The 20,433-nt window shown below is 57.0% G+C and carries 19 protein-coding genes; all 19 read right to left on the reverse strand.

The window, feature by feature from the left end; all coding sequences use genetic code 11:
• Positions 1 to 33: 33 nt before the first annotated feature.
• Positions 34 to 1,749: an alcohol dehydrogenase catalytic domain-containing protein gene (locus U9R25_18525; protein ID MEA3337893.1), complete on the reverse strand. Its 1,716-nt coding sequence runs from the start codon at positions 1,747 to 1,749 to the stop codon at positions 34 to 36.
• On the reverse strand, positions 1,742 to 1,873 hold the full coding sequence (locus U9R25_18530; GenBank protein MEA3337894.1) for a hypothetical protein: 132 nt from the start codon (positions 1,871 to 1,873) through the stop codon (positions 1,742 to 1,744). The genes U9R25_18525 and U9R25_18530 overlap by 8 nt, the downstream gene beginning before the upstream one ends.
• Before the next feature lie 8 nt (positions 1,874 to 1,881).
• On the reverse strand, positions 1,882 to 3,243 hold the full coding sequence (locus U9R25_18535; protein ID MEA3337895.1) for a hypothetical protein: 1,362 nt from the start codon (positions 3,241 to 3,243) through the stop codon (positions 1,882 to 1,884).
• A gap of 4 nt (positions 3,244 to 3,247) precedes the next feature.
• The gene (locus U9R25_18540; GenBank protein MEA3337896.1) at positions 3,248 to 4,033 is read right to left on the reverse strand and encodes a class II aldolase/adducin family protein; all 786 of its coding nucleotides are present in this window, start codon (positions 4,031 to 4,033) and stop codon (positions 3,248 to 3,250) included.
• Between the two features lie 111 nt (positions 4,034 to 4,144).
• Positions 4,145 to 5,068, reverse strand: coding sequence for a dihydropteroate synthase (locus tag U9R25_18545; GenBank protein ID MEA3337897.1), 924 nt, complete (start codon positions 5,066 to 5,068; stop codon positions 4,145 to 4,147).
• A 314-nt stretch (positions 5,069 to 5,382) separates the two neighbouring features.
• Positions 5,383 to 6,399, reverse strand: a complete 1,017-nt coding sequence (locus tag U9R25_18550; protein MEA3337898.1) for a methylenetetrahydrofolate reductase — start codon at positions 6,397 to 6,399, stop codon at positions 5,383 to 5,385.
• Between the two features lie 4 nt (positions 6,400 to 6,403).
• A complete protein-coding gene (locus U9R25_18555; protein MEA3337899.1) occupies positions 6,404 to 6,958 on the reverse strand; it encodes a methylenetetrahydrofolate reductase C-terminal domain-containing protein in 555 nt (184 codons plus the stop codon).
• Positions 6,959 to 6,982: 24 nt separating this feature from the next.
• A complete protein-coding gene (locus U9R25_18560) occupies positions 6,983 to 8,089 on the reverse strand; it encodes a uroporphyrinogen decarboxylase family protein (GenBank protein MEA3337900.1) in 1,107 nt (368 codons plus the stop codon).
• A 139-nt stretch (positions 8,090 to 8,228) separates the two neighbouring features.
• Positions 8,229 to 8,552, reverse strand: a complete 324-nt coding sequence (locus tag U9R25_18565; protein MEA3337901.1) for an L-rhamnose mutarotase — start codon at positions 8,550 to 8,552, stop codon at positions 8,229 to 8,231.
• A 169-nt stretch (positions 8,553 to 8,721) separates the two neighbouring features.
• Positions 8,722 to 10,863, reverse strand: a complete 2,142-nt coding sequence (locus U9R25_18570) for a substrate-binding domain-containing protein (protein MEA3337902.1) — start codon at positions 10,861 to 10,863, stop codon at positions 8,722 to 8,724.
• A 152-nt stretch (positions 10,864 to 11,015) separates the two neighbouring features.
• Complete coding sequence (locus U9R25_18575) at positions 11,016 to 12,014, reverse strand: ABC transporter permease (GenBank protein ID MEA3337903.1); 999 nt, start codon at positions 12,012 to 12,014, stop codon at positions 11,016 to 11,018.
• Positions 12,007 to 13,065: an ABC transporter permease gene (locus U9R25_18580; protein ID MEA3337904.1), complete on the reverse strand. Its 1,059-nt coding sequence runs from the start codon at positions 13,063 to 13,065 to the stop codon at positions 12,007 to 12,009. The genes U9R25_18575 and U9R25_18580 overlap by 8 nt, the downstream gene beginning before the upstream one ends.
• Positions 13,062 to 14,588, reverse strand: a complete 1,527-nt coding sequence (locus U9R25_18585; GenBank protein ID MEA3337905.1) for a sugar ABC transporter ATP-binding protein — start codon at positions 14,586 to 14,588, stop codon at positions 13,062 to 13,064. Before U9R25_18585 ends, U9R25_18580 begins: the two co-directional genes overlap by 4 nt.
• A 20-nt stretch (positions 14,589 to 14,608) precedes the next feature.
• Positions 14,609 to 15,379 carry a DeoR/GlpR family DNA-binding transcription regulator gene (locus tag U9R25_18590; GenBank protein ID MEA3337906.1) on the reverse strand — a complete coding sequence of 257 codons (771 nt, stop codon included), beginning with the start codon at positions 15,377 to 15,379 and terminating at the stop codon, positions 14,609 to 14,611.
• A gap of 116 nt (positions 15,380 to 15,495) precedes the next feature.
• Positions 15,496 to 16,599 (reverse strand): uroporphyrinogen decarboxylase family protein, encoded by a 1,104-nt coding sequence (locus tag U9R25_18595; GenBank protein ID MEA3337907.1) that lies wholly within the window; start codon positions 16,597 to 16,599, stop codon positions 15,496 to 15,498.
• A gap of 361 nt (positions 16,600 to 16,960) precedes the next feature.
• Entirely contained in the window at positions 16,961 to 18,154 is a 1,194-nt protein-coding gene (locus U9R25_18600) for an SDR family oxidoreductase (GenBank protein MEA3337908.1), read from the reverse strand.
• 3 nt (positions 18,155 to 18,157) lie between these two features.
• Complete coding sequence (locus U9R25_18605; protein MEA3337909.1) at positions 18,158 to 18,877, reverse strand: ribulose-phosphate 3-epimerase; 720 nt, start codon at positions 18,875 to 18,877, stop codon at positions 18,158 to 18,160.
• The gene (gene lsrF, locus U9R25_18610; GenBank protein ID MEA3337910.1) at positions 18,870 to 19,760 is read right to left on the reverse strand and encodes a 3-hydroxy-5-phosphonooxypentane-2,4-dione thiolase; all 891 of its coding nucleotides are present in this window, start codon (positions 19,758 to 19,760) and stop codon (positions 18,870 to 18,872) included. The genes U9R25_18605 and lsrF overlap by 8 nt, the downstream gene beginning before the upstream one ends.
• Positions 19,761 to 20,033: 273 nt before the next feature.
• Positions 20,034 to 20,433: FGGY-family carbohydrate kinase (locus tag U9R25_18615; protein MEA3337911.1), on the reverse strand; the 400-nt coding region annotated here is incomplete at its 5' end.

Here is a 20,433-nt window from a genome sequence, read left to right on the forward strand (position 1 = left end):
CTTGCGGTTATGTTTTTTTCTTTTCACCGCTGATCATGGCAGCATCTGGCGCAGGAATTCTTCCTCAGCTTCCACCGTCCAGATCCGGCCATCCTTCAACGCCGCGTACACGGAGGGCAGTTTGTCTTTCAACTCAGGCACTGGCGTCAGCGGGAATTCCTTGATCTGCGGGTAGATGACCACCTTGCCGGGGAAGACCTGATCCTTGACCGCCTGCAGGCCATCCTTGGCAGCGCTGAGTGAACCGATGGCGGCTACCGAACGATTGGGAGACAACACACCCGACTCGGCCTGATCCAGCATCAGACGCAGGTCGTCGATGGAGGATGCCGAATGGCCGATGATGCGAACATCCCGCATGAAGATATCGCTCAACTCAAGCGATGCTTCTGTGCCACGAGCCACGCCCGCAAAGATGTTCATGACGCCCTCATCCGCCAGGTAGTTGGCGGCATCGGAAATTACAAAGGGAACCGGGGCCATCACGACGATATCATCGAAACCCTGTTCCTTGAAGGGGGCAATGCCCTCTGCATAGGCTTCCTTTTCCATTGGATTGAGACAGATGAACTCGATGCCCATTTCCTCGGCCTCGCCGCGGAAGCTCTCCTCCAGATCGGCGAGCCGCACGTCGCTGACATCGGTGCAGAGGATGACGCCGGGTCCACCATCAACCTGAATGGCCCGCTGCACGTGCATGCGTCCCATGGGACCACCGGCGCCGACGAACCATGCCCGTCCTCCTGGCCGCAGCGACGATCTCACTGGCATATCGCTGTAGGCAGAGGCGATGTCGGGGTCTTTGCCGCCCACGTAGAGCCAGCGGTTGTAGTGAACCCGCCCGATGTCCACATTCACCGGACGATCCAGGGCCCGGTCCATCACCAATGCGACGGTCCCGAAGTCAGCCAGATGGGGACTGACCGTTTCGATCAGTTCGGCATCACCGCCAAGCAAGATGATGTCATCCACCTGAGCGACCGGTGGATCGCTGAGATCGCTCACTTCTGTCACTGTAACGTCCAGCTCTTCCGCCCGGGCCTTGACCCACTCAGCCAGGTAGTCGGGCACGTTGGTCAGCAACACCCGGGTCGGATGGGACCACTGCTCGAAGCCGGCGCTCAACGAATAGGTGTGCTGCGGATTGGCATGGGACCCGATGATCCAGAGCACGCCATCCGGTTTGATGCTGGTGCGATAGGTCAATCCGTAGGCGGCAGTCACGCAAGCCCATGGCTCTGTAAGGGCACTTTCAGCATAGCCGGTGGTGTCCTTGACGGGAAGCAGATAGTTGCCTTCGTCGCCGTTGAGAATGCGCTGGTCGATCACCGTGTATTCCGACAGGCCACCCTGGATCTCGTAGCCATAGGCGTAACCCACGCCATCCACGAAGATATCAGCCTGGATGGTGAAGCGGTCACCTATCTCGTACTCATCTGCCAGGTTCTCGCCCACGCCGACCACGGTCATGGCGATCTCATGGCCCAACACCACCGGATCAGACGCCATATCCCGGTAGATGCGAGGATGTTCCTCGCCCAGGCGGATCACCTTGATGTCGGAAAAACAAAGCCCGGTAGCATCGTGGCGGACCAACAACTCGTCCGGCCCATGCCGGGGCATGGGGACTTCGATAACCTGGTCGTGATCGCCCAGGTTTTCCAGGCCAGCGCCATACAAGGGCCACACCTGGTTTTTTTGGGCCAACGGTGTCTCGGCAGTCTTAAATTCATTCAGTTTGTCAGTCATATGGTTGTATTCCTTCTTTTCGATAGGCGATTCCCAGGGGTTCCTGTTCCTTCGCCTCTTGTGCATGGCGGATGAAGACATCGGCAATGTCCACCCAGTATCGTCCGACCTCGGTGTGATCCATCCAGTCTCTCATGGGCCGGCCAGTTGAGCCAGCACTTCTGCCGGCGTCATGTCGACCGTCACGCCAGCCTCTATGACCTGTCGTCCCGTCTCGCCCGGTGGCACGGCGTAACCGACCTGGGTATAAAATCCGTTGCGCCCGCGCCTGGCGGGCAGATGTTCCTTTGCCCAGGCGCTTTGATAGCCCAGGCCCGCCACCCGCTGCATCACCGTATGGCCATAGATGAAATAGGCGCCATCGATGAAGGCCTGGCGCACCGGCGCCAGTTCTGGCGCGTCGAAGTCGTCGATCAACTTGTTGCCGTAGCTGTTCATCTCGGTACCCGCGTTGATGGGAAGATCACGGGCTTGAGCCAATTCGACGACTCTGTACAGGTTCTCAACTTTGGTTTTTTTGAGAAGGGGATCGCTGATGTTCCAGTTCCGGTCAGGAACGATATTGAGGGCCACTGCCCCCTTCTCGATCAAAAGATCCAGGTATTCTTCGATAGCCTGTTCACCGGCCGAGGCGCCATCCAACCAGGCTGCGCAGGGCAGCGCCCCACAGGCCTCGATGAACCGGTGAAACTGCTCGATGGTCGGGAAAGCCTCCGGTCCAGGCGGGACGTAGCCCACGCCACCTTGTTTCATCAGTTTCTTGCGAATCGCATTCTGCAAGTCGGGTGCATCGCCATTTTCACCGGCAAGAGCTATGACTTTTTCGCGGCTCAGGTCCAGCTTTTCGGCCCAGAATGCGGCGGGATCGGCAACCGATGCCTGTGCCGCACGAATGTAGGCCACCACCATGTGGCGTTCGGTGGCATTGCCGCCGGGTGTCAGGGGCAGCACATCCTGCTCATAGTCGATGGTTACCGGGTCCAGGTAGGCATTGATGCGTGCTGCCACGCCAAGATTGCGCTGGCGGGCCCGCTGGCGAAAACCGGCTGCGATCGGGGCCGCTTCGGCCGGAATGGCACTCGACACGAATCCGATGCCCATGTGGTAGGCAACGCCCGGCTCACCGGGCGAGTTGATCTCCCGCGTCGCAAACTCTGGCATATAGGCCCGAGTCTCGATCCCGGCGCTGCCTCGCACGCCGATCAGTTCACAGGCGTCCAGAAACTCATCGACACCATCGAGGACATCGAAATCGACGATGCCCATGAGCCCGTAGCCTTCCTGTCTGGCCAGCCAGGCCAGCGCCGAAGGAGAATAGCCGTAGGCATTGTAGGAAAAAAAGGTGTGGCAGTGCATGTTCGCCACGTCACCGGCCGGCGGCACCGGCAGGGTGCCTGCTTCGACCATGCCGGCCAATGCCGCAAGCGCTTGCTGCCGCTTGCCGGGATCAAAGTCGTTCAACTGCTCCATCGGTGAGAGAGATTCGGTTTGCACGATTTCATGCCCCACTGTCGCCGATGACTGCCTGGCCGATGACGGCCTGACGGAAGTGCTCATCAGGCCGGGTATGAATCCGGGCAACGGCCTCTGGTGTCATGAAATTGGGACCACCCAGGGCGTAAGTACCGACCAGAATCCGGGCCGTCTTGACTGCCATCGCTGCGATGTTCAGGACATTCTGGGCGGTGTCGCCCAACACAAAGGTGCCATGGTTCTGAATGTGAATCAGCTTGGGCCGCTCGCCATAGTCGTCTATGTAGGCGTAGATGCGCCGCTGCACCTCCCGGGCCAAAGGAAGACCGGGATCGGTATAGGGAACCAACACCGGAGCCACACCGCAAAGCACGATTTCATCAGGAAAGAGTCGCCCCTGGAAGGCCTGCTCAAAGGCTGTTGAGCAGGTGATCATGTTGATGGCGGAGGCGTGGAAATGTCCCACGAATTCCACACCTGGCAACTCCAGACAGATGGCGTGCAGCCCTGTTTCCGTCGACGGGTGACCAGGTGCTTCAGGATCGACCTTGGCATCGGTCAGGGCAGCCTTAACCTCAGCATCGGTCAGGTCCGGGCCGTCCAGCATCCCCATGGTCTTTTCAAAATCGATCTGGATGAATCCATCCTCATCGATGGTACGCATTTCCCGGCCACTGCCCTTGATCCAAAAGCTCTGGTCGTCGGCACGCGCGGAGGTATTGCCCTCACCCAGAATGGCATAGTCGTTGACAGGGTTACCAATTTCTCGAGTCATTGCCACTAATTGCGACAGGATTTCATTGTTTGACATGTTGGTTGTTTCCCCTCACTTAAGGAAACTTTCGTTGCAGATCCAGGAGGGCGGGGAGACCCCGCCCCTAACTCCCAGTTTGTACCTCGGCTTGCCAGGTTTTCATCTCGGTTACCCGCTTCGGGTTCGTCTGCGCCGTCGCGATGAGCCACTGCCCGCGGCGGCCGCGGGATCAGCGGCAGCCAGGGTTCGTTGTTTGCTGATCCAGGCCATGCAGTTTTCGTCGTGGCCCATGAGAACGTCAGCTGCAAGGATGGCTTGAAGAATCTCGCTTTCCAGCGGATTGGTGATCGCGCAGGTCATGCCCGAGCTGATCGCCATGGCGACGAAACTGGCATTAAGGGCCTTGCGGTTCGGCATGCCAAAGGAGATATTGGAGGCGCCGCAGGTTGTATTGCACCCCAGATCCTCTCGAATCCAGCGAACGATCTCAAACAGTTGCTTGCCAGCGCCAGGGACTGCACCCGCTGGCATGGCAAGGGGATCGACGATGACGTCCTCCCGGGGGATTCCGTAGGACTCTGCCCGCTCCACTATTCTCTTTGCGACGGCAAAGCGTTCCTTCGGGTCGTACGAAATGCCGCTCTCATCGTTGGAAACCGCGATCACGGCCGCGCCATGTTCGGCCACCAGGGGCAGCACCTGCTCCATGCGCTGCTCCTCGCCGGTCACCGAGTTGACGATAGGCTTACCCCAGGCAGCCTCGAGGCCCGCCTTCAAGGCCGACACGACCGATGAGTCGATGCAGATGGGTACATCCACCACTTCCTGCACTACCCGGATAGCCTCAGCCATCACTGCCGGCTCTACCTCATCGGGATTGGCAACACCGATGCCGGCATTGACATCCAAAATATGGGCGCCAGCTTCTACCTGGGCAATCGCGTCCTTTCTTACCCGGCTATAGTCACCGGCTTGCATCTCGGCAGCCAGCCGCTTGCGACCGGTAGGATTGATACGCTCCCCGATGATCACAAAGGGCCGACCAGGACCGATGACAACTGTCTTTTTCGGTGACTTTACAATGGTCTCCATAGTCTCATAGCTCCTTGAATGGATACTGCTGATTGAATGTGACTGTACAGGTGTCATTGCAAGGAGTGTTTTCCTGCGACGAAGCAATTCTCAAGCTGGCAGAATGCGTTCAAGAAACCTGGAGATTGCTTCACCACAAAGCGGTTCGCAATGACAGATCCAATAACCAACTTTTCGAGTAACCGCTCAGGCATAAGGTGCACCCTTCGATACGGCTTGGGCTCCTCCGTCGCCAAGGTCTACTCAGGATGCGCCACTCCTGGTGGCATTTCCTTCGCAACCCATCCGTCGAAAATCACCCTGAGTAGCTACCTTTACGTAATCCTGCCACGGTGGCGCCGTCTTGGGCGAGGCACCTCATATTCCAGGGTGCCGTCCCGCCGTCTTGGCCTGGGCAACAGGCCCGATTCCTCGATGATCTCAGCCACCAGTTCTTCCTGGCGATAGGCCATCACGTGTACGCCCGAAACGCCCTCGATTTCCTTAATCTGCTCGATAATCTCTACACAGATCCTTTTGCCCTCCTGCTTCTTCTTCTTTTTCGGAGTCTTGCGCAAGCGCTCCACGATAGCATCAGGGATCACGATACCAGGCACCTTGGTACGCATGAATTCAGCCGCTCGCTCAGAGCGTAGCGGTCCCACGCCCACCAGGATATACGCCTGTTCGTGCAGGCCCAAACCACGGACCTGCTCCATGAAACGGCAGAAACGGGGAACGTCGAAGCAGTATTGGGTCTGGATGAACTGGGCGCCCGCTTCGATCTTCTTGGCAAGCCGCAAGGCGCGCCAATCGTAAGGGGGCACGAAGGGGTTGGTCGCAGCGCCGATGAAAACAGGCGGAGGGGTCGTCAACTTACGACCGCTCAGAAACCGGCCATTGTCCCGCATGATCTTGGCGGTGCGCAGCAATTGAATCGAGTCGAGATCAAATACCCGTTTGGCTTGCGGCTGGTCACCTGCCGTGACGTCGTCGCCTGTCAGACAGAGCAGATTTCGTACGCCCATCGCTGCCGCACCGAGCAGATCTCCCTGAATAGCAATGCGGTTGCGGTCGCGGCAGGACATCTGGTAGACCGGCTCGTAGCCGGCCCGTGTCAGCAGCGCACAGATAGCCACACTGGACATATGACAGTTGGCGCCGGAGGCATCGGTGGCATTGATGGCGTCACACACCTCCGAGAGAATCATGGCAGCCGCATAGACCTCCTCCGGATCGGCGCTGTCAGGTGGATTAAGTTCTGCGGTCACAGCAAAGCGGCCTGTCCGAAGCACCCGTTCAAGGCGGCCGCCCGATTCAAGGCCTGTGCTGGCATGTTGGTAGGATGTCATGGTTTCACGAACCTTCTGGCGGGCAATCTGAGGGAAGATCGACAACACCGGTCAGCTTGCCCGCTGATCGAATCTCAGGCTCAAGCGTCGTTCCGTGCCATCCCTCAGGCACCTGGCGGTCGACACCGGTGAGCATGTTGACCCAGGCCGAAGTCCCCTCGAGCCGGCGGTTCACCGGCGGCTCGATCCACAACAATTCCTCGCCGTAAATAGACATGCGCAGCGAGCGTTCATAGGCATCGTTCCAGACACAGGCCATCTCCGGCTTGACCTCACAGTGTCCATCGGTGCGCACCCCGCCGCAGGGTCCATTGCGCAGGTTTTTCGGACAGGACATGGGACAGGTCATTCCCGTCGAGTGCAGAATGCACTGGCCGCACATCTGGCAGTCAAAGACCAGGCGTTTCCCCAGTTCCTCCGGCCAACGAAACCAGCGATTGGCACGCTCATAACCCAGTCTTCGGATGAGAGGGTCCAGGCTCCAGAACAACTTTTCCGTCCCCTTGTAGACATGCTCAAGGAAACGGGGCCGATCACGAAGAAATGCACCAAGTGCCATTAGGAAACCATCACCTCTCGAGTTTCAGCTGTAACTTCCGTGTTTCATCACTGCCGCAATAAACGCTTCAACATTCTCCGGCGAAACATCGGACTGCACAATATGAGCCGGTGCGCACATGTAGCCGCCACCATCGCCCAAGACCCTGATCTTTTCAGCCACGTCGGCCTCGATCTCCGCCGCCGTGCCGTTGGGCAATAAATGTTGTTGATCGATGGCGCCCCAGAAAGAGAGCCGGTCGCCCAGTCCTGACTTCAGATCGTGTGCTTCGTGCCCGGGCACGTTTGGCTGCACCGGATTAAACACCTCCAGGCCGATTTCGACAAGATCGTCGAGGATCGGAGCCACCGCGCCATCGGTGTGATACATGATCAACAGATCGGGGTTGCGGGCCTTGAACTCCTGGAAGAGCTCCGCGTAACGAGGCTTGAAAACACGGCGCCACATTCTCGGCGATATCAACATGCCATTCTGGGCGCCGAAATCATCGCCAAACCAGATGCCATCCACACCCAGGTCCACCAGGCTTTTTCCGATACCGATGCTGAATTCCTTAACCCGATCGATCAGCGCCTCGATATAGGGTTCACCCAATGCCATGTCCATCATAAACTTCTCCAGGCCCACCATGTGCCATGACATCTCGAACATGGTCAGCTCCAGGTCGCCGATGATGAAGTAATCATCCCGGTATTTTTCGGTGTAGAGCCTGGCATCGTCGAAGCGCCCATCGGCCAGTGGGTCGGGGAAGGGAAAGCTCTCTACCTCGGCGACCGAAGAGACATCCTTCAGCGGCGCCTCGATTGTCTCCATGTAGAGGGGACCCTGTCGCATCACCATGCCGAATTCGTTGATGATACAACCGTCATCGGTCGTCGGGTGGCTGTAGCCGCGGGGCAGGCTTCCGCCGACCACCACGCAGTCACTGCCCATGGCTGTACGCAGTTCGTTGGCCGAAATGCGGTAGGTTAGATCCTCGAAATAGGAGGTGGTATAGTGGATCGGAATCCCGTAGGTCTCACCGAAACTGTCGGTCAACTGCCGGCACAGATCGAACTGCAAAGGGACGCGGTCCGGGATGCCGGTGCGTTTCAAGGCCGTCAAGACGCGATCACGCGGTTTCATACTCATTGATTTTCTCCAGACCCGGGCAGGCCAGAACTCAAATTAGGGCTTCGTCCCTCGACACGCTTGGGACACGGCTGCGGTTGTGATTTTTTCCTTTCACCGCAGATTTACGCAGACCTGCGGCGCAGAAGGTGTTAAGGACTCAGTCGAGATGAAAAACCTCGGTCAGTTCCAGCATGTTCTCATCGGCATGAGAGCCGCCAAATCCCTCAAAATAGGGTGCCATGAAATCCTGCCACCTGGCGTTAATTTCCTCCCTCGCCATGCCATCGAGAGCGGCCTGAAGGCCTTCGGGCGTCTCACAATACCCGAATAGCAGACCATCATCGCGCAAGAACAAGGAGTAGTTGTGCCAACCCGTTCGCTGCAAGGCGTCCCGCATCTCCGGCCAGACCGCCTCATGGTGTTCCTTGTACTGCTCGATCATATCCTCCTTGACCTTCAGCACAAAACCGACGCGTTTCATTATGATAAGCTCCTCATGATTTTTGTTTGGAAGGCAGGTGGACGGGGGCAAGCCCCGCCCCTACCGTTAACGGGCCGCGGCCTTGGAAAATCGACCGCGACCCGTGACTTGACAGTTGCATCTTTCTGCTTTTCAGAACACTGGTACTTCGGTTCCGAAAACCGACGTGTTACTTGGCTTCGGCCTCGACATTGTCGGCCGTGTAGACGGAGAAGGGTCCCATCAGCACCCGCAGACCGGCGTCCCGGGTCGGGTCCTTCTCGATGGTGTAGGTGCCCATGCGGCCAGCTTCGAAGCGCTCACCCACCTTGCCCTCGATGGCACCTGTCGCCAGAAGATAGCTGGTGTAGTAGGTCAGGTATCCCAGATCGATGAAGCTCCAGAGTGCAAACTCCGGTGCACAGCCGTTCAGGGTATAGCTCACCATCTCGGCCGGCAAGCCCAGTCCGCTCACCTTGACATCGTCGCACAGCCCCTCATCCTGCATTGCCTTGGCGGCGGAAGCGATGCCCACCGTCGTCGGCGCCATGATCAGGCCCATGTCGGGATATTTGTCCACCAGCGCCAACGCCTGGTTGTAGCTGTCTTCCGACTGGTCGTTGCCGTAGACAATGTCCACCAACTCCAGGCTGGCATAGGTGTCGTCGGTGGCCAGCACATCCTCCAAAGCGGCGATCCAGGCGTTCTGGTTGGCGGCATCGGGGGAAGCGGAGAGCACAGCGAACTTGCCGCCGTCATCGCCCAGGATGCTCAGGGCCATGTCGGCCATCACCTTGCCGGTCTCGTCGAAGTCCACCTGGGCGATGAACACCTGCTCACCCTCGGCCGACGGGATCGGCGAGTCCCAGGTCACCACCGTGGTGCCTGCTTCCAGCGCTGCCTGGGCCGCCGGGGCGATCTGGTCGCCTGCGTTGTTGGAGAGCATGATTGCATCCTGCCCCTGAGTGGTGGCAGTGGTCACGATCTCGATCTGGCCGGCGACGCTGTTCTCAGGTGTCGGTCCCAGGAACTGAAGCTCGCCTGTATTGCCCAACTCCTTGTGAGCTTCCTGGGCGCCATTGTTGGCCTGGTCGAAGACCAGAATACCCAGGAATTTGGGCAGTAGCACCATGTTGACTTCCTGCCCAGGCGTGGCCATCACGGGTCCGCTGGCGCCGACCTCCTGAGGACCAGCCTCGGCCTCGACATTGTCGGCCGTGTAGACGGAGAAGGGTCCCATCAGCACCCGAAGACCGGCGTCCCGGGTCGGGTCCTTCTCGATGGTGTAGGTGCCCATACGACCGGCGCTGAAGGTTTCCCCTTCCGCACCCTCGATGGCACCTGTCGCCAGAAGATAGCTGGTGTAGTAGGTCAGGTATCCCAGATCGATGAAGCTCCAGAGTGCAAACTCCGGTGCACAGCCGTTCAGGGTGTAGCTCACCATCTCGGCCGGCAAGCCCAGTCCGCTCACCTTGACATCGTCGCACAGCCCCTCATCCTGCATTGCCTTGGCGGCGGAAGCGATGCCCACCGTCGTCGGCGCCATGATCAGGCCCATGTCGGGATATTTGTCCACCAGCGCCAACGCCTGGTTGTAGCTGTCTTCCGACTGGTCGTTGCCGTAGACAATGTCCACCAACTCCAGGCTGGCATAGGTGTCGTCGGTGGCCAGCACATCCTCCAAAGCGGCGATCCAGGCGTTCTGGTTGGCGGCATCGGGGGAAGCGGAGAGCACAGCGAACTTGCCGCCGTCATCGCCCAGGATGCTCAGGGCCATGTCGGCCATCACCTTGCCGGTCTCGTCGAAGTCCACCTGGGCGATGAACACCTGCTCACCCTCGGCCGACGGGATCGGCGAGTCCCAGGTCACCACCGTGGTGCCTGCTTCCAGCGCTGCCTGGGCCGCCGGAGCGATCTGGTCGCCTGCGTTGTTGGAGAGCATGATTGCATCCTGCCCCTGAGTGGTGGCAGTAGTCACGATCTCGATCTGGCCGGCGACACTGTTCTCAGGCGTCGGTCCCAGGAACTGGAGCTCGCCTGTATTGCCCAACTCCTTGTGAGCTTCCTGGGCGCCATCATTGGCCTGGTCGAAGACCAGAATACCCAGGAATTTGGGCAGTAGCACCATGTTGACCGTCTCACCAGGAGTGGCTTCGACGACCCCTTCGGATACCGCGGGTTTCGTTTCGGGCTCGGCCGGTGTCTCCGGCTGGGTTTCGGCAGGAGCGACTGGCTCCGGTTCCGGGACTGGTGCGACCTGCCCTCCACAAGCGGCAAGCAACATGCTCAAAATAATCAGTAGCGCAACCATGCGCCAGGCATACGTCTTCATACTTGACATCCTCCTTATTGGAATGTACGAACTGCTTTGAATTGTCCACTATCAATTGTCGCATGTCAATGGTCAACAGCTGATGCAATGATGGTAACATCTTCTGCTGTCATTGACAATTGGCGATTGACAATCAACCATTAGCCATTGCGCTACGCCTGCCGGGCGAAGCGGCGTCGATCGCGGTATTCGCGTACTGCTCCAACGGTGTTGGGTATCAGAACAGACAGGATCAACAGAATACCGATAACACCGGTCTGAATATGACCGGTCATGTTGGCAAGGGACATGCCATTGCGCAAACTCAACACGATGAGAATCGACAGCAGGACGCCCCACAGAGTGCCCGAGCCGCCGAAGATACTGACACCACCCAGCAATACCATGGTGATGATATCCAACTCGAAGCCGGTCGCCAGGTCGCCCCGCACGGCACCAAGGCGGGCCGCGTATAGCAGCCCGGCCAAGGCAGCGACGGCGCCCGCGGCTGCAAACAGGATCATCTTGACCCGATCGACCTTTACGCCGGAATAGCGGGCCACATCTTTGCTGTTTCCAATTACATAGACGTAGCGACCGAAGCCTGAGTAATGCAACAAAATGATCGAAATCACCAACAGAACGAAGAATATGATCAGCGACAGAGGGAGGTTTCCGATCAAGGGCTGCTGACCCAGCCTGTCAAACCAGGCCGGGAAGTCCCCGATGGAACGGTCTTCAAGCAAAATGCGGGCCCCACCGCGAAACATGATCAGCGTTGCCAGCGTGACCACCAGCGAAGGCAGGCCCACTTTTGCGATCCAAAAACCGTTGAAGGCTCCACCTATGGCACCGATCAGGATGCCTGCCAGAAAGGCCAGGGAAATGGGAACACCCTGATGATAGAGCCAGGCCATCACACAGGCTGCCAGCCCCATCATCGAGGCTACTGATAGATCGATTTCGGCGTTGATAATGATAAAAGTCATTGCCAAAGCGACGATGATCTTTTCAATCGAGAGAAAAAAGAGGTTGATCAAGTTGTTGGAAGTGAGAAAAACAGGGGAGAGTGTGCTGTTGATGGCGATGATCACCAGAAGCACCAGCAGCAAAAACCCCTCCCAGCTCTTCAGACGGTTCCAGATGCGATGGAGAAGGCTGTTATTATGCATAGCTGCCCTCCTGTCCCTCGGAGCCATCTCCGTCCGAGCCGAGTTCCAACTCGCTCTGGGACCAGAAGCTCTGAATTCGATTCATGATGACGGCATCGGTTGCCACTGCCAGCAGGATCAAGAGACCCAACAGGAAATCCCGCCAGAACTCACTGATCTCCAGCCAACGAATGAGGCTGTTTTCCAGGAGATCGATCAGGATCGCACCAAACATTGCCCCGATCATGGACCCGGCCCCGCCGAAGATGTTGACGCCACCGACGACCGCAGCAGCTACCGATTGCAGCTCAATGCCCAGTCCTGCCACGACTGTGATATTGCCAAATCGGGCCAGATACATGAACCCCGCCAGACCGGAGAGGGCGCCGCACAGCACAAAGGCGATAAAGACGATGCGTTTGGAAGGGAAGCCAGCCATCCTGGCTGCCTCAGGATTGGAGCCAATGGCATAGAGCCGGCGCCCGTAGGGCAGAAACATGAGAACGAACTGGAAAATGATCACCACCAGAAGGGCCATCCCAAACATCAACCGGATGTCCAGGTCGCCGAAACTGACGATATTTGCACGCGGAAGATCGAGGATCCACTGGGGAAGGTCCGCTGTCAGCACGGTTTGCGCATCGGAGAATTCAACCAGCATTGTCCGATAGATGGCAAGAGTGCCCAGCGTGACAATGATGGCCGGCACCCCGCCATAGGCCACCAGCACGCCATTTACAGCTCCCATCAGGCCTCCTACCCCGACTGCCATCAGCACCGCCACAATGGGTGAGATGTCGTTGTTACCGGCAAGCTGTTGCCCGACAAAATAAGCTGTGAAGCCAACGATCGATCCGACGGACAGATCGATATTGCGGGTGAGAATCACCAGGACCTGGCCGACAGTCACGACGGTGATGATTGCCACGCTGGTGGAGATGCGATTGAAGAAACGAGGACTGATATAATTCTCAATCTGGGTGCTGAAAAAGAGAAGAACCATCAAAATCAGGAACAGCAAAACCAGGATCCGAAGCTGTTCGGGACGGAGAGTGCGTCTGATTGCGTTCATTGGGCGAGCTCCATAGCCAGGTCGTGTTGCCCCATGGCTGCCGTCATCACTGCTTCCTGAGTTGCCTCCGCGCGGGGGAAAACGGCCATCTGCCTGCCCTCGCGCATGACCAGCACACGATCGCTCATCGCCAGCACCTCGGGTAGATCGGATGAAATGAGAATGATCCCTAATCCTTCGGCTGCAAGATCGTTGATGATATGATGGACTTCAACCTTGGCGCCCACGTCGATGCCCCGGGTGGGCTCATCCAGGATCAACAGTTTCGGGTGGGCGTTTAGCCACTTGCTGAGCATTACCTTTTGTTGATTGCCACCGGAAAGCTTTTCAACCTCGGCCATAACCGATGGGGAGCGAATTGTCAGGCGGTCCCGGTATTCCTCCGCCGTTTCCTGTTCCTGCCCTTGTTTGATCAGCCCAAACTTACCCAGATACCGTTTGAGCATCGGCAGGGAGATGTTCGAGGTGATCGTCATGGGCATGATCAGCCCCAATTGCCGGCGGTCCTCCGTCATGTAGGCAATGCCGATGTCCAGGGCTTGCTCCGGCGACTCGATCTCAACCGCTTGCTCTTCAAAGGTGATCGTTCCCGAATCGGCCGGTTCGATGCCGAAGAGCGCCAGGGCCACGTCGGTACGCCGGGATCCGACCAGTCCGGAAAAGCCCAACACCTCGCCCTGGAATATATCGAAGTTGATATCGCGGAATACCCCCTCCTTGCCCAGATTCCTGACCGACATCAGGAGATCACCCTGTTCGGTCTCGCTCTTGGCGAAAAAGCCCTCGACCTCCCGGCCTACCATATCCTTGATAACCTGATCTGTGGTCACCTCATCGCGCGGGTAGGATGAGACCAGTTTCCCGTCTCGAAGAACGGTCACCCGATCCGCGATGGTGAAGACCTCATGCAAGCGATGGCCGATGAAGAGGATGGCAACCCCCTGTCTACGCAGCGAGTTAACCAGCTCGAACAGTTGGTCTACCTCGTGGGCAGAAAGGGAGGCCGTAGGCTCGTCCATGATCAGGATCCGCACATCCAGGGAGATGGCCTTTGCGATCTCTACCGCTTGTTGAGCCGCCAGCGTCAGACCACGAGCAGGCATGCGCACATCCAGCTTTACATCCAACTCAGCCAGGATGGCTTCGGCATCGTCGTACATCTTTCCCCAGCGCACGACAGGACCACGATCCTGGTGGCTGATAAAGATGTTTTCGGCCACGTTCAGATCAGGATAGACCATTGGTTCCTGATAGATAGCTGCGATGCCATGGGCCTGCGCCTGCTGCGAGTTATGGATATGCACCGGTTGGTCGTCCAAAAGGATTTCACCCTGATCAGGCCGGTAAATGCCGGTCATGACCTTGATCAAGGTCGACTTACCCGCGCCATTCTCGCCAATGAGAGCGTGCACTTCGCCCGGATAGACCAGAAGCGAAACATCATCCAGCGCTTGAGTAGCGTCAAAGCGCTTGGAGATGTGCTGCATCTCCAAGATAGGAATCTTATCTGGGGATCCAGGCATTTGTCACCTCCTGCTTTCCTTTATACCTGCACGACATCCACGCCGTGCAAACGTAATTGCTGCACAATCTGCTTGGGGGCACCGACATCGGTGATCACCCTATCAATCCTGTCGAGATCAGCAAAGGTGGAGGCCGCCACCTGGCCCCACTTGCGAGAATCGACCACAGCCACCACTTGCTGGCAACACTCGATCAGCCTTCTCTTGGTCCTGACTTCCTCCAGATTGACGTCGGTCAGGCCCTCGTCGATCGTGATGCCACGGGCGCCGAAGAAGCCGATCCGAACGTGAATATCCTCAAGCAGATCGCATTGGGACCGTCCGACCAGGGAAATTGAATCACGGCGCAAGTGTCCACCAGGAACGATGACATGAATGTGAGGCGTCCGCAGCAGCCACAGAGCTGCCTTCAAACTATTGGTGACCACCGTCAACTCGCTGAGTTGTTCGATGTGGGGAATGATGGCCAGTGCCGTGGTGCTGGCATCGAGGGCGATGGTGTCACCATCCCGGACCAGCTGAGCGGCCGTCCGGGCAATTCGGGCCTTGTTCTCGGCGTTTTGCTGTTGCCTGATATCAAAAGAGAGCTCGGGAAGAACGTGGGTAGCCAGAGCGCCGCCGCGGGTTCGCAACAATAAACCCTGTGCGTTCAACGCCGCGAGATCGGTCCGAATGGTGACTTCTGATACGTCAAATCGAAGGCTCAACTCGGCCACGGAAAGTTGCCCGGCTTGCGCCAGCGCAGCGAGGATGCTTTGCCTTCGTTCGGCCAGTCGGTGCTCTTTGCCCAAGAGACATCCCTTTGTAGCTTTCGGAATCAGTTAAAAATTACATATTTCGGAAGAAATCGAAAGTATTATATAGTAAAGAATTTCGCTTGTCAAAGTGCAGATTTCGCGACCCGAGGCTACTGATACACACCGTGCTTTTTTACGGCGGCGATGAAAGCCTCGACGTTCTCCATCGAGGTGTCGGCCTGCACAATGTGAGCCGGTGCGCACATATAGCCGCCACCCTTTCCCAGAACCCTTATCTTCTCGGCCACATCGGTTTCGATATCTTCGGGGACGCCGTTTGGCAGCAAATGTTGCTGGTCAATCGCGCCCCAGAAAGAGAGACTATCACCGTACTTGCCCTTAAGATCCTCCGGTTCGTGGCCCGGCACATTGGGCTGAACCGGGTTGAAGACTTCCAGGCCAACTTCAATCCAATCTCCCAGGATGGGGGCAACTGCACCATCGCAATGCTGCATAATAACCACGTCCGGGTTGATTGCCCTCAGTTCGGCGTAGATTTCGCGATAGGATTCTTTGAAGTATTTCCGCCACATTTTGGGTGAGATCAGCATCCCGCTTTGCCCGCCGAAATCGTCGCCGGCCCAAACTCCATCCACCCCCATCGAGACCAGTTTATTGCCGATAGCCAGCGAGAAATCCTTGGTCTTTTGGATCAGTGGCTCTATGTAAGGTTTCTCCAGCGCCATATCGATCAACAATTTCTCCATGCCGACTGACAGATGCATCATGTCGAACGTGGTCAATTCCATATCACCGATGATGAAGTACTCGTCCTTGTACTTCTCGATGTACATTTTTGCGTCGTCGAACCGGCCTTCTGCCAGCGGATCAGGAAACTCGAATTCCTCCACGTCCGCTGGGGTCTCAAAATGGGACATAGGGGGAGGGGAAACGACTTCCACATAGATGGGCCCCTGGCGCAACTTCATGTTGAACTCATTGATGAGATAGCCATCTTCATCCACAGGATGCTCGTAACCCCGGGGCAGGCTGGCGCCGACCATCACACAGTCGCTGCCCATCGCCACGCGAAGTTCGTTGGCCGATAAGCGATATGTCACGTCTTCGTAGTAGGCGGCGGTATAGTGAACGGGGATATCATATTTCTCACCGAATTTCTCCAGCAATGAGCGGCACAGGTCGAATTGGAGCGGCACCCGATCGGAGGTCCCGGTTCGGCGCAGGGCTGTCAGTACGCGTTCTCTTGAGTTCATTGCTAATTCTCCTGACCTGGACAAGCCAGAGGAACGCTGATTACGCAGACCTCCGGCGCAGATCATCGCTGATCTTTTCTGATATCTGATCAGCGTTTATCTGCGTTGATCCTTCGGCTGCGCTCAGGACAGGTCTGCGGTTATGATTTTTCTCTGATTTCTCCGCAGATTCTCTCTGATCTTGTTTGGATTGATCTGCGTCCACCCTTCGGCTACGCTCAGGACACGTCTGCGTCATCTGCGGTTATGTTATGTTCTTTTCACCGCTGATTTACGCAGACCTTCGGCGCAGAGGTCGCTGATCATTTATTAAATCAGTGAACTTGAAAGAGTAATCTTCCAGCTTGATTATCTTGTTCAATCAGCGCGGCGTTGCATCAGGCAAACCGCCGTCAACCGGGATCGTAGCGCCGGTTGTTGGCGTCTGATGCGTTACGAAAAACAGCACCGCATTGGCAACGTGCCTGGCCGTGACTTTCGCTTTGAGCAGGTTGCGACTGTGGTAATATTCTTCCAGTCCCTTTTCGTCCAGCCCTCTGGCTTTCATCCGGTCGGGACCCACTTCGGCCCATAAGCCTGATTTGTACTGCCCATCGGAAAAGATGGCATCCGGTGCAACCATGTTGACCCGGATTGCGAATGGGGCCAGTTCGAGGCTGGCGATTCGAGCCAACTGGTGGCTGGCAGCCTTGGTGGCGCTGTAGGCGCCAAAATTGGCACCCGGTGCAAAAACGTTCTTGGTGGAGATAAGAACAATATCGCCGCCTGTCCCTTGAAGCGTCAAAAGCCGGCCCGCCTCAGAAATCGTGAGCAAGGTTCCCTCCACATTCACCCGTTCGACTCTCTGAAAAGCGGCCAGGTCCATTTCCACCAACGGTGAAACCAGGGCAATGCCGGCATTGACGATGACAATGTCAACGCCGCCCCACGCCTCGATGACGCGCTGGAAACCCCGGGCGACAGAGTCCTGATCGGTGACATCGAGCGGAACGCCCAGAATGCGATCCTGCACTCTTTCGGCGAATTCCTGCACAAGGTTGTCGAGCCGCTCGCCAGGCAGGTCGGTTGCGGCGACATAACAGCCCTGGTCCAATAGCCCGCGGCAGATTCCGTGACCTATCGCGCCCGCAGCGCCCGTTACCAGTGCTACTTTGTTGCGCAGTGGGCCGCCAGCTTCAGTCGGCTCTTCACTAACATAAAGCAGGCCCAGGTCCCGCAGACAGATTACCTGCGGTTTTGCGCCTTGTTGGGCGACATACTGTTCGAAGGCGGTGTCCAACTCTTCCCGGAGCGTTGTCGCTGATTCAATGTTTCCAGGTATGTCCAGATAGAGCGGCGGGGTATCCAGTCCTTCAATTTCGGGGGGAGGTCGTTGCCCGGCCCTATCGGGAGAGGAGGCAAAAACAACGGCCTCCTTGCCTGCCAGCCCTTTCAAAATGACAGGGTCGTAGGGCATGTCGGCATTGCCAGTCGGATTGGCCAACAGTCCTCGAATCGCGGGAGCTACCCAGGCCAGTTCAGCTATGGACGAATCAGCTGTTTCTTGCATTTCCATTGACTAGTTTCCTCTCACCGAATCGAGCATGAAAAGCGCGTTTTCGGCCGGCGCTTTTCCATCGAATACTGCGCTGCCCGAGACCACAATATCGGGCCCCATACGGGACACCTGGGCCACGTTGTCACGGGTAATGCCCCCATCGACGGCGATCAGGATATCTTTGCCGGCGTTGCGGGTCATTTGCCTGGCATTTGCTATCTTTCCTTCGGTAGAGGGGATGAACTTTTGCCCGCTCCACCCCGGGTTGACCGCCAGGAGCATGATCAGCTCGATCTCGTCCATAAGAGGGTCGAGAGCTTCCAGAGGCGTGCCGGGGTTCAGCGCAACACCCCGCACAATTCTGCCGCCGGGTTCTCTGACGCTGGTCATTTTGCCCAGGGCTTGCAAAACGCGATGGGGGTGAATGGTTGATTCTACCTGGATAGTAACGATGTCGGCTCCCGCCTTGACATAACTTTCGAGACTATCAAGGGGATTTTGGATCATCAGATGCGCATCCAGCAGCATAGATGATCTATTCATGGCTTTGATGAGCGGCGGCCCCACGGTCAGGCCCGGGCAAAAATTCCCGTCCATTACGTCTACGTGGAGCAGTCCAACACCAGCCTGTTCAATAGCAGCCAGTTCGCTGCCAAGGTTGAGCAAGTCCGCCGTGAGCATCCCCACACTAACGGTGGGGATGAGCTCACGCAGCCGATCCATGGTGTTTCGTTCAGGCATCGTTTTCTTCGCTTCTCAGGGTCTCATACAGTTCCAGAGCCTCGGCCGGTTTCATGTTTTCGTGGACGACTTTCCCAACAGCCGTAAGCATAGCTTTGGGGGTATCGCTCTGGAAGATATTTCGTCCCATATCCACGCCGGCGGCCCCTTGTTGAATGGCGTTATAGGCCATTGTCAGGGCATCCAACTCCGGAATTTTCTTGCCGCCGGCCATCACAATCGGCACAGGGCAGGAGGCCGTAATCGTCTCAAAGCCCTCTTCGACAAAATAGGTCTTGACGAAATGAGCGCCCAGTTCGGCACAGATGCGACAGGCCAGCCGGAAATATTGGGCGTCCCGGACCATATCCCTGCCCACGGCCGTCACCGCCATTACAGGGATACCGTAACGCAGCCCCATGTCCACCAGTCGGGTCATGTTGTAGACAGAACGGGTTTCAAATTCGCCACCGATAAAGACCTGAATGGCCACAGCCGAGACATTCATTCGAATAGCGTCTTCCATATCGACGGCGATTTCTTCGTTGGACAGTTCTTTTAGAATACTCGGTCCGCCGCTGGCCCGCATGACAATCGGCTTGGAAATGGAGGCCGGAATTGTCGTGCGCAAGATGCCGCGCGTCAGCATCAATGCATCGGCATAGGGCGCCAACGGGACGATATTCAGGTCTATCCGTTCAAGCCCCGTGGTAGGACCCTGAAAGTAGCCATGATCAATCGCCAACATCACAGTTCGGCCTGTATCCGGGTTGAATATTCGGGCAAGCCGGTTCTGCATCCCCCAACCGAGCGCTGCGCTTCCCTTCAGGAAGAAGCCGGGCGTTTCCATCGGGACATCTTCGTAGAATTTCTTTTCCTTCTTTGATACATCTTGCTCTGGCATGGTTTTTCTCCTTGGTTGAGATATGGGAGTTGGTTACACGAGATTTCATCGGATTTGAGTAATTCATACCATACAGTGGAGAAGTAGACAAGTACACAAGTAGACAAGTAGGAAGTAGACAAGTAGGAAGTAGACAAGTAGACAAGTACACAAGTAGGAAGTAGACAAGTAAATAAGTAGACAAGTAGACAAGTACACAAGTAGGAAGTAGACAAGTAGGAAGTAGACAAGTTAGCCGATGCGCCACGGCCTGGCTCTTCCTTGGTTCCTCGTTTACCTGTCTACTTGTTTCCCCATCAGCCTGAGCAAACAACTGTAAGCCTGGTCCCACTCAGCTTGATTGGCCGGTGCAAAGGTGAGCAGGTCAAAAGAGCGCTGCACCAGTTGCCGCCCTTCGGCCACCGAAGCAATATGGCCCAAGGCCATCATTTGCATCAAAAGATTGCCGGCAGCGGTGGCCTCGATGGGGCCGGTGATGACCGGGCGATCGGTAGCATTAGCCGTGAACTGGGACAACAGTTGGTTTTGCGTGCCGCCGCCCACAATGTGCAGAATCTCCAGGCGACGCTCGATAACTTCTTCAATTCGTTCCAGCACCCAGCGATATTTCAGGGCAATGCCTTCCAGGGCGCAGCGAACGATTTCCCCCTTGCTTTCCGGGACAGATTGGCCG

The sequence above is a fragment of the Chloroflexota bacterium genome (genome assembly GCA_034717495.1).
Classification (GTDB): domain Bacteria; phylum Chloroflexota; class Anaerolineae; order JAAEKA01; family JAAEKA01; genus JAYELL01.

Bases quoted from the DNA above. Each gene is read 5' to 3' on its own strand.
- U9R25_18525 (MEA3337893.1), bottom strand. From the start codon at position 1,749: ATGACTGACAAACTGAATGAATTTAAGACTGCCGAGACACCGTTGGCC.
- U9R25_18530 (MEA3337894.1), bottom strand. From the start codon at position 1,873: ATGGATCACACCGAGGTCGGACGATACTGGGTGGACATTGCCGATGTC.
- U9R25_18540 (MEA3337896.1), bottom strand. From the start codon at position 4,033: ATGTCAAACAATGAAATCCTGTCGCAATTAGTGGCAATGACTCGAGAA.
- U9R25_18545 (MEA3337897.1), bottom strand. From the start codon at position 5,068: ATGGAGACCATTGTAAAGTCACCGAAAAAGACAGTTGTCATCGGTCCT.
- U9R25_18550 (MEA3337898.1), bottom strand. From the start codon at position 6,399: ATGACATCCTACCAACATGCCAGCACAGGCCTTGAATCGGGCGGCCGC.
- U9R25_18555 (MEA3337899.1), bottom strand. From the start codon at position 6,958: ATGGCACTTGGTGCATTTCTTCGTGATCGGCCCCGTTTCCTTGAGCAT.
- U9R25_18560 (MEA3337900.1), bottom strand. From the start codon at position 8,089: ATGAGTATGAAACCGCGTGATCGCGTCTTGACGGCCTTGAAACGCACC.
- U9R25_18565 (MEA3337901.1), bottom strand. From the start codon at position 8,552: ATGAAACGCGTCGGTTTTGTGCTGAAGGTCAAGGAGGATATGATCGAG.
- U9R25_18570 (MEA3337902.1), bottom strand. From the start codon at position 10,863: ATGAAGACGTATGCCTGGCGCATGGTTGCGCTACTGATTATTTTGAGC.
- U9R25_18575 (MEA3337903.1), bottom strand. From the start codon at position 12,014: ATGCATAATAACAGCCTTCTCCATCGCATCTGGAACCGTCTGAAGAGC.
- U9R25_18580 (MEA3337904.1), bottom strand. From the start codon at position 13,065: ATGAACGCAATCAGACGCACTCTCCGTCCCGAACAGCTTCGGATCCTG.
- U9R25_18585 (MEA3337905.1), bottom strand. From the start codon at position 14,588: ATGCCTGGATCCCCAGATAAGATTCCTATCTTGGAGATGCAGCACATC.
- U9R25_18595 (MEA3337907.1), bottom strand. From the start codon at position 16,599: ATGAACTCAAGAGAACGCGTACTGACAGCCCTGCGCCGAACCGGGACC.
- U9R25_18600 (MEA3337908.1), bottom strand. From the start codon at position 18,154: ATGGAAATGCAAGAAACAGCTGATTCGTCCATAGCTGAACTGGCCTGG.
- U9R25_18605 (MEA3337909.1), bottom strand. From the start codon at position 18,877: ATGCCTGAACGAAACACCATGGATCGGCTGCGTGAGCTCATCCCCACC.
- lsrF (MEA3337910.1), bottom strand. From the start codon at position 19,760: ATGCCAGAGCAAGATGTATCAAAGAAGGAAAAGAAATTCTACGAAGAT.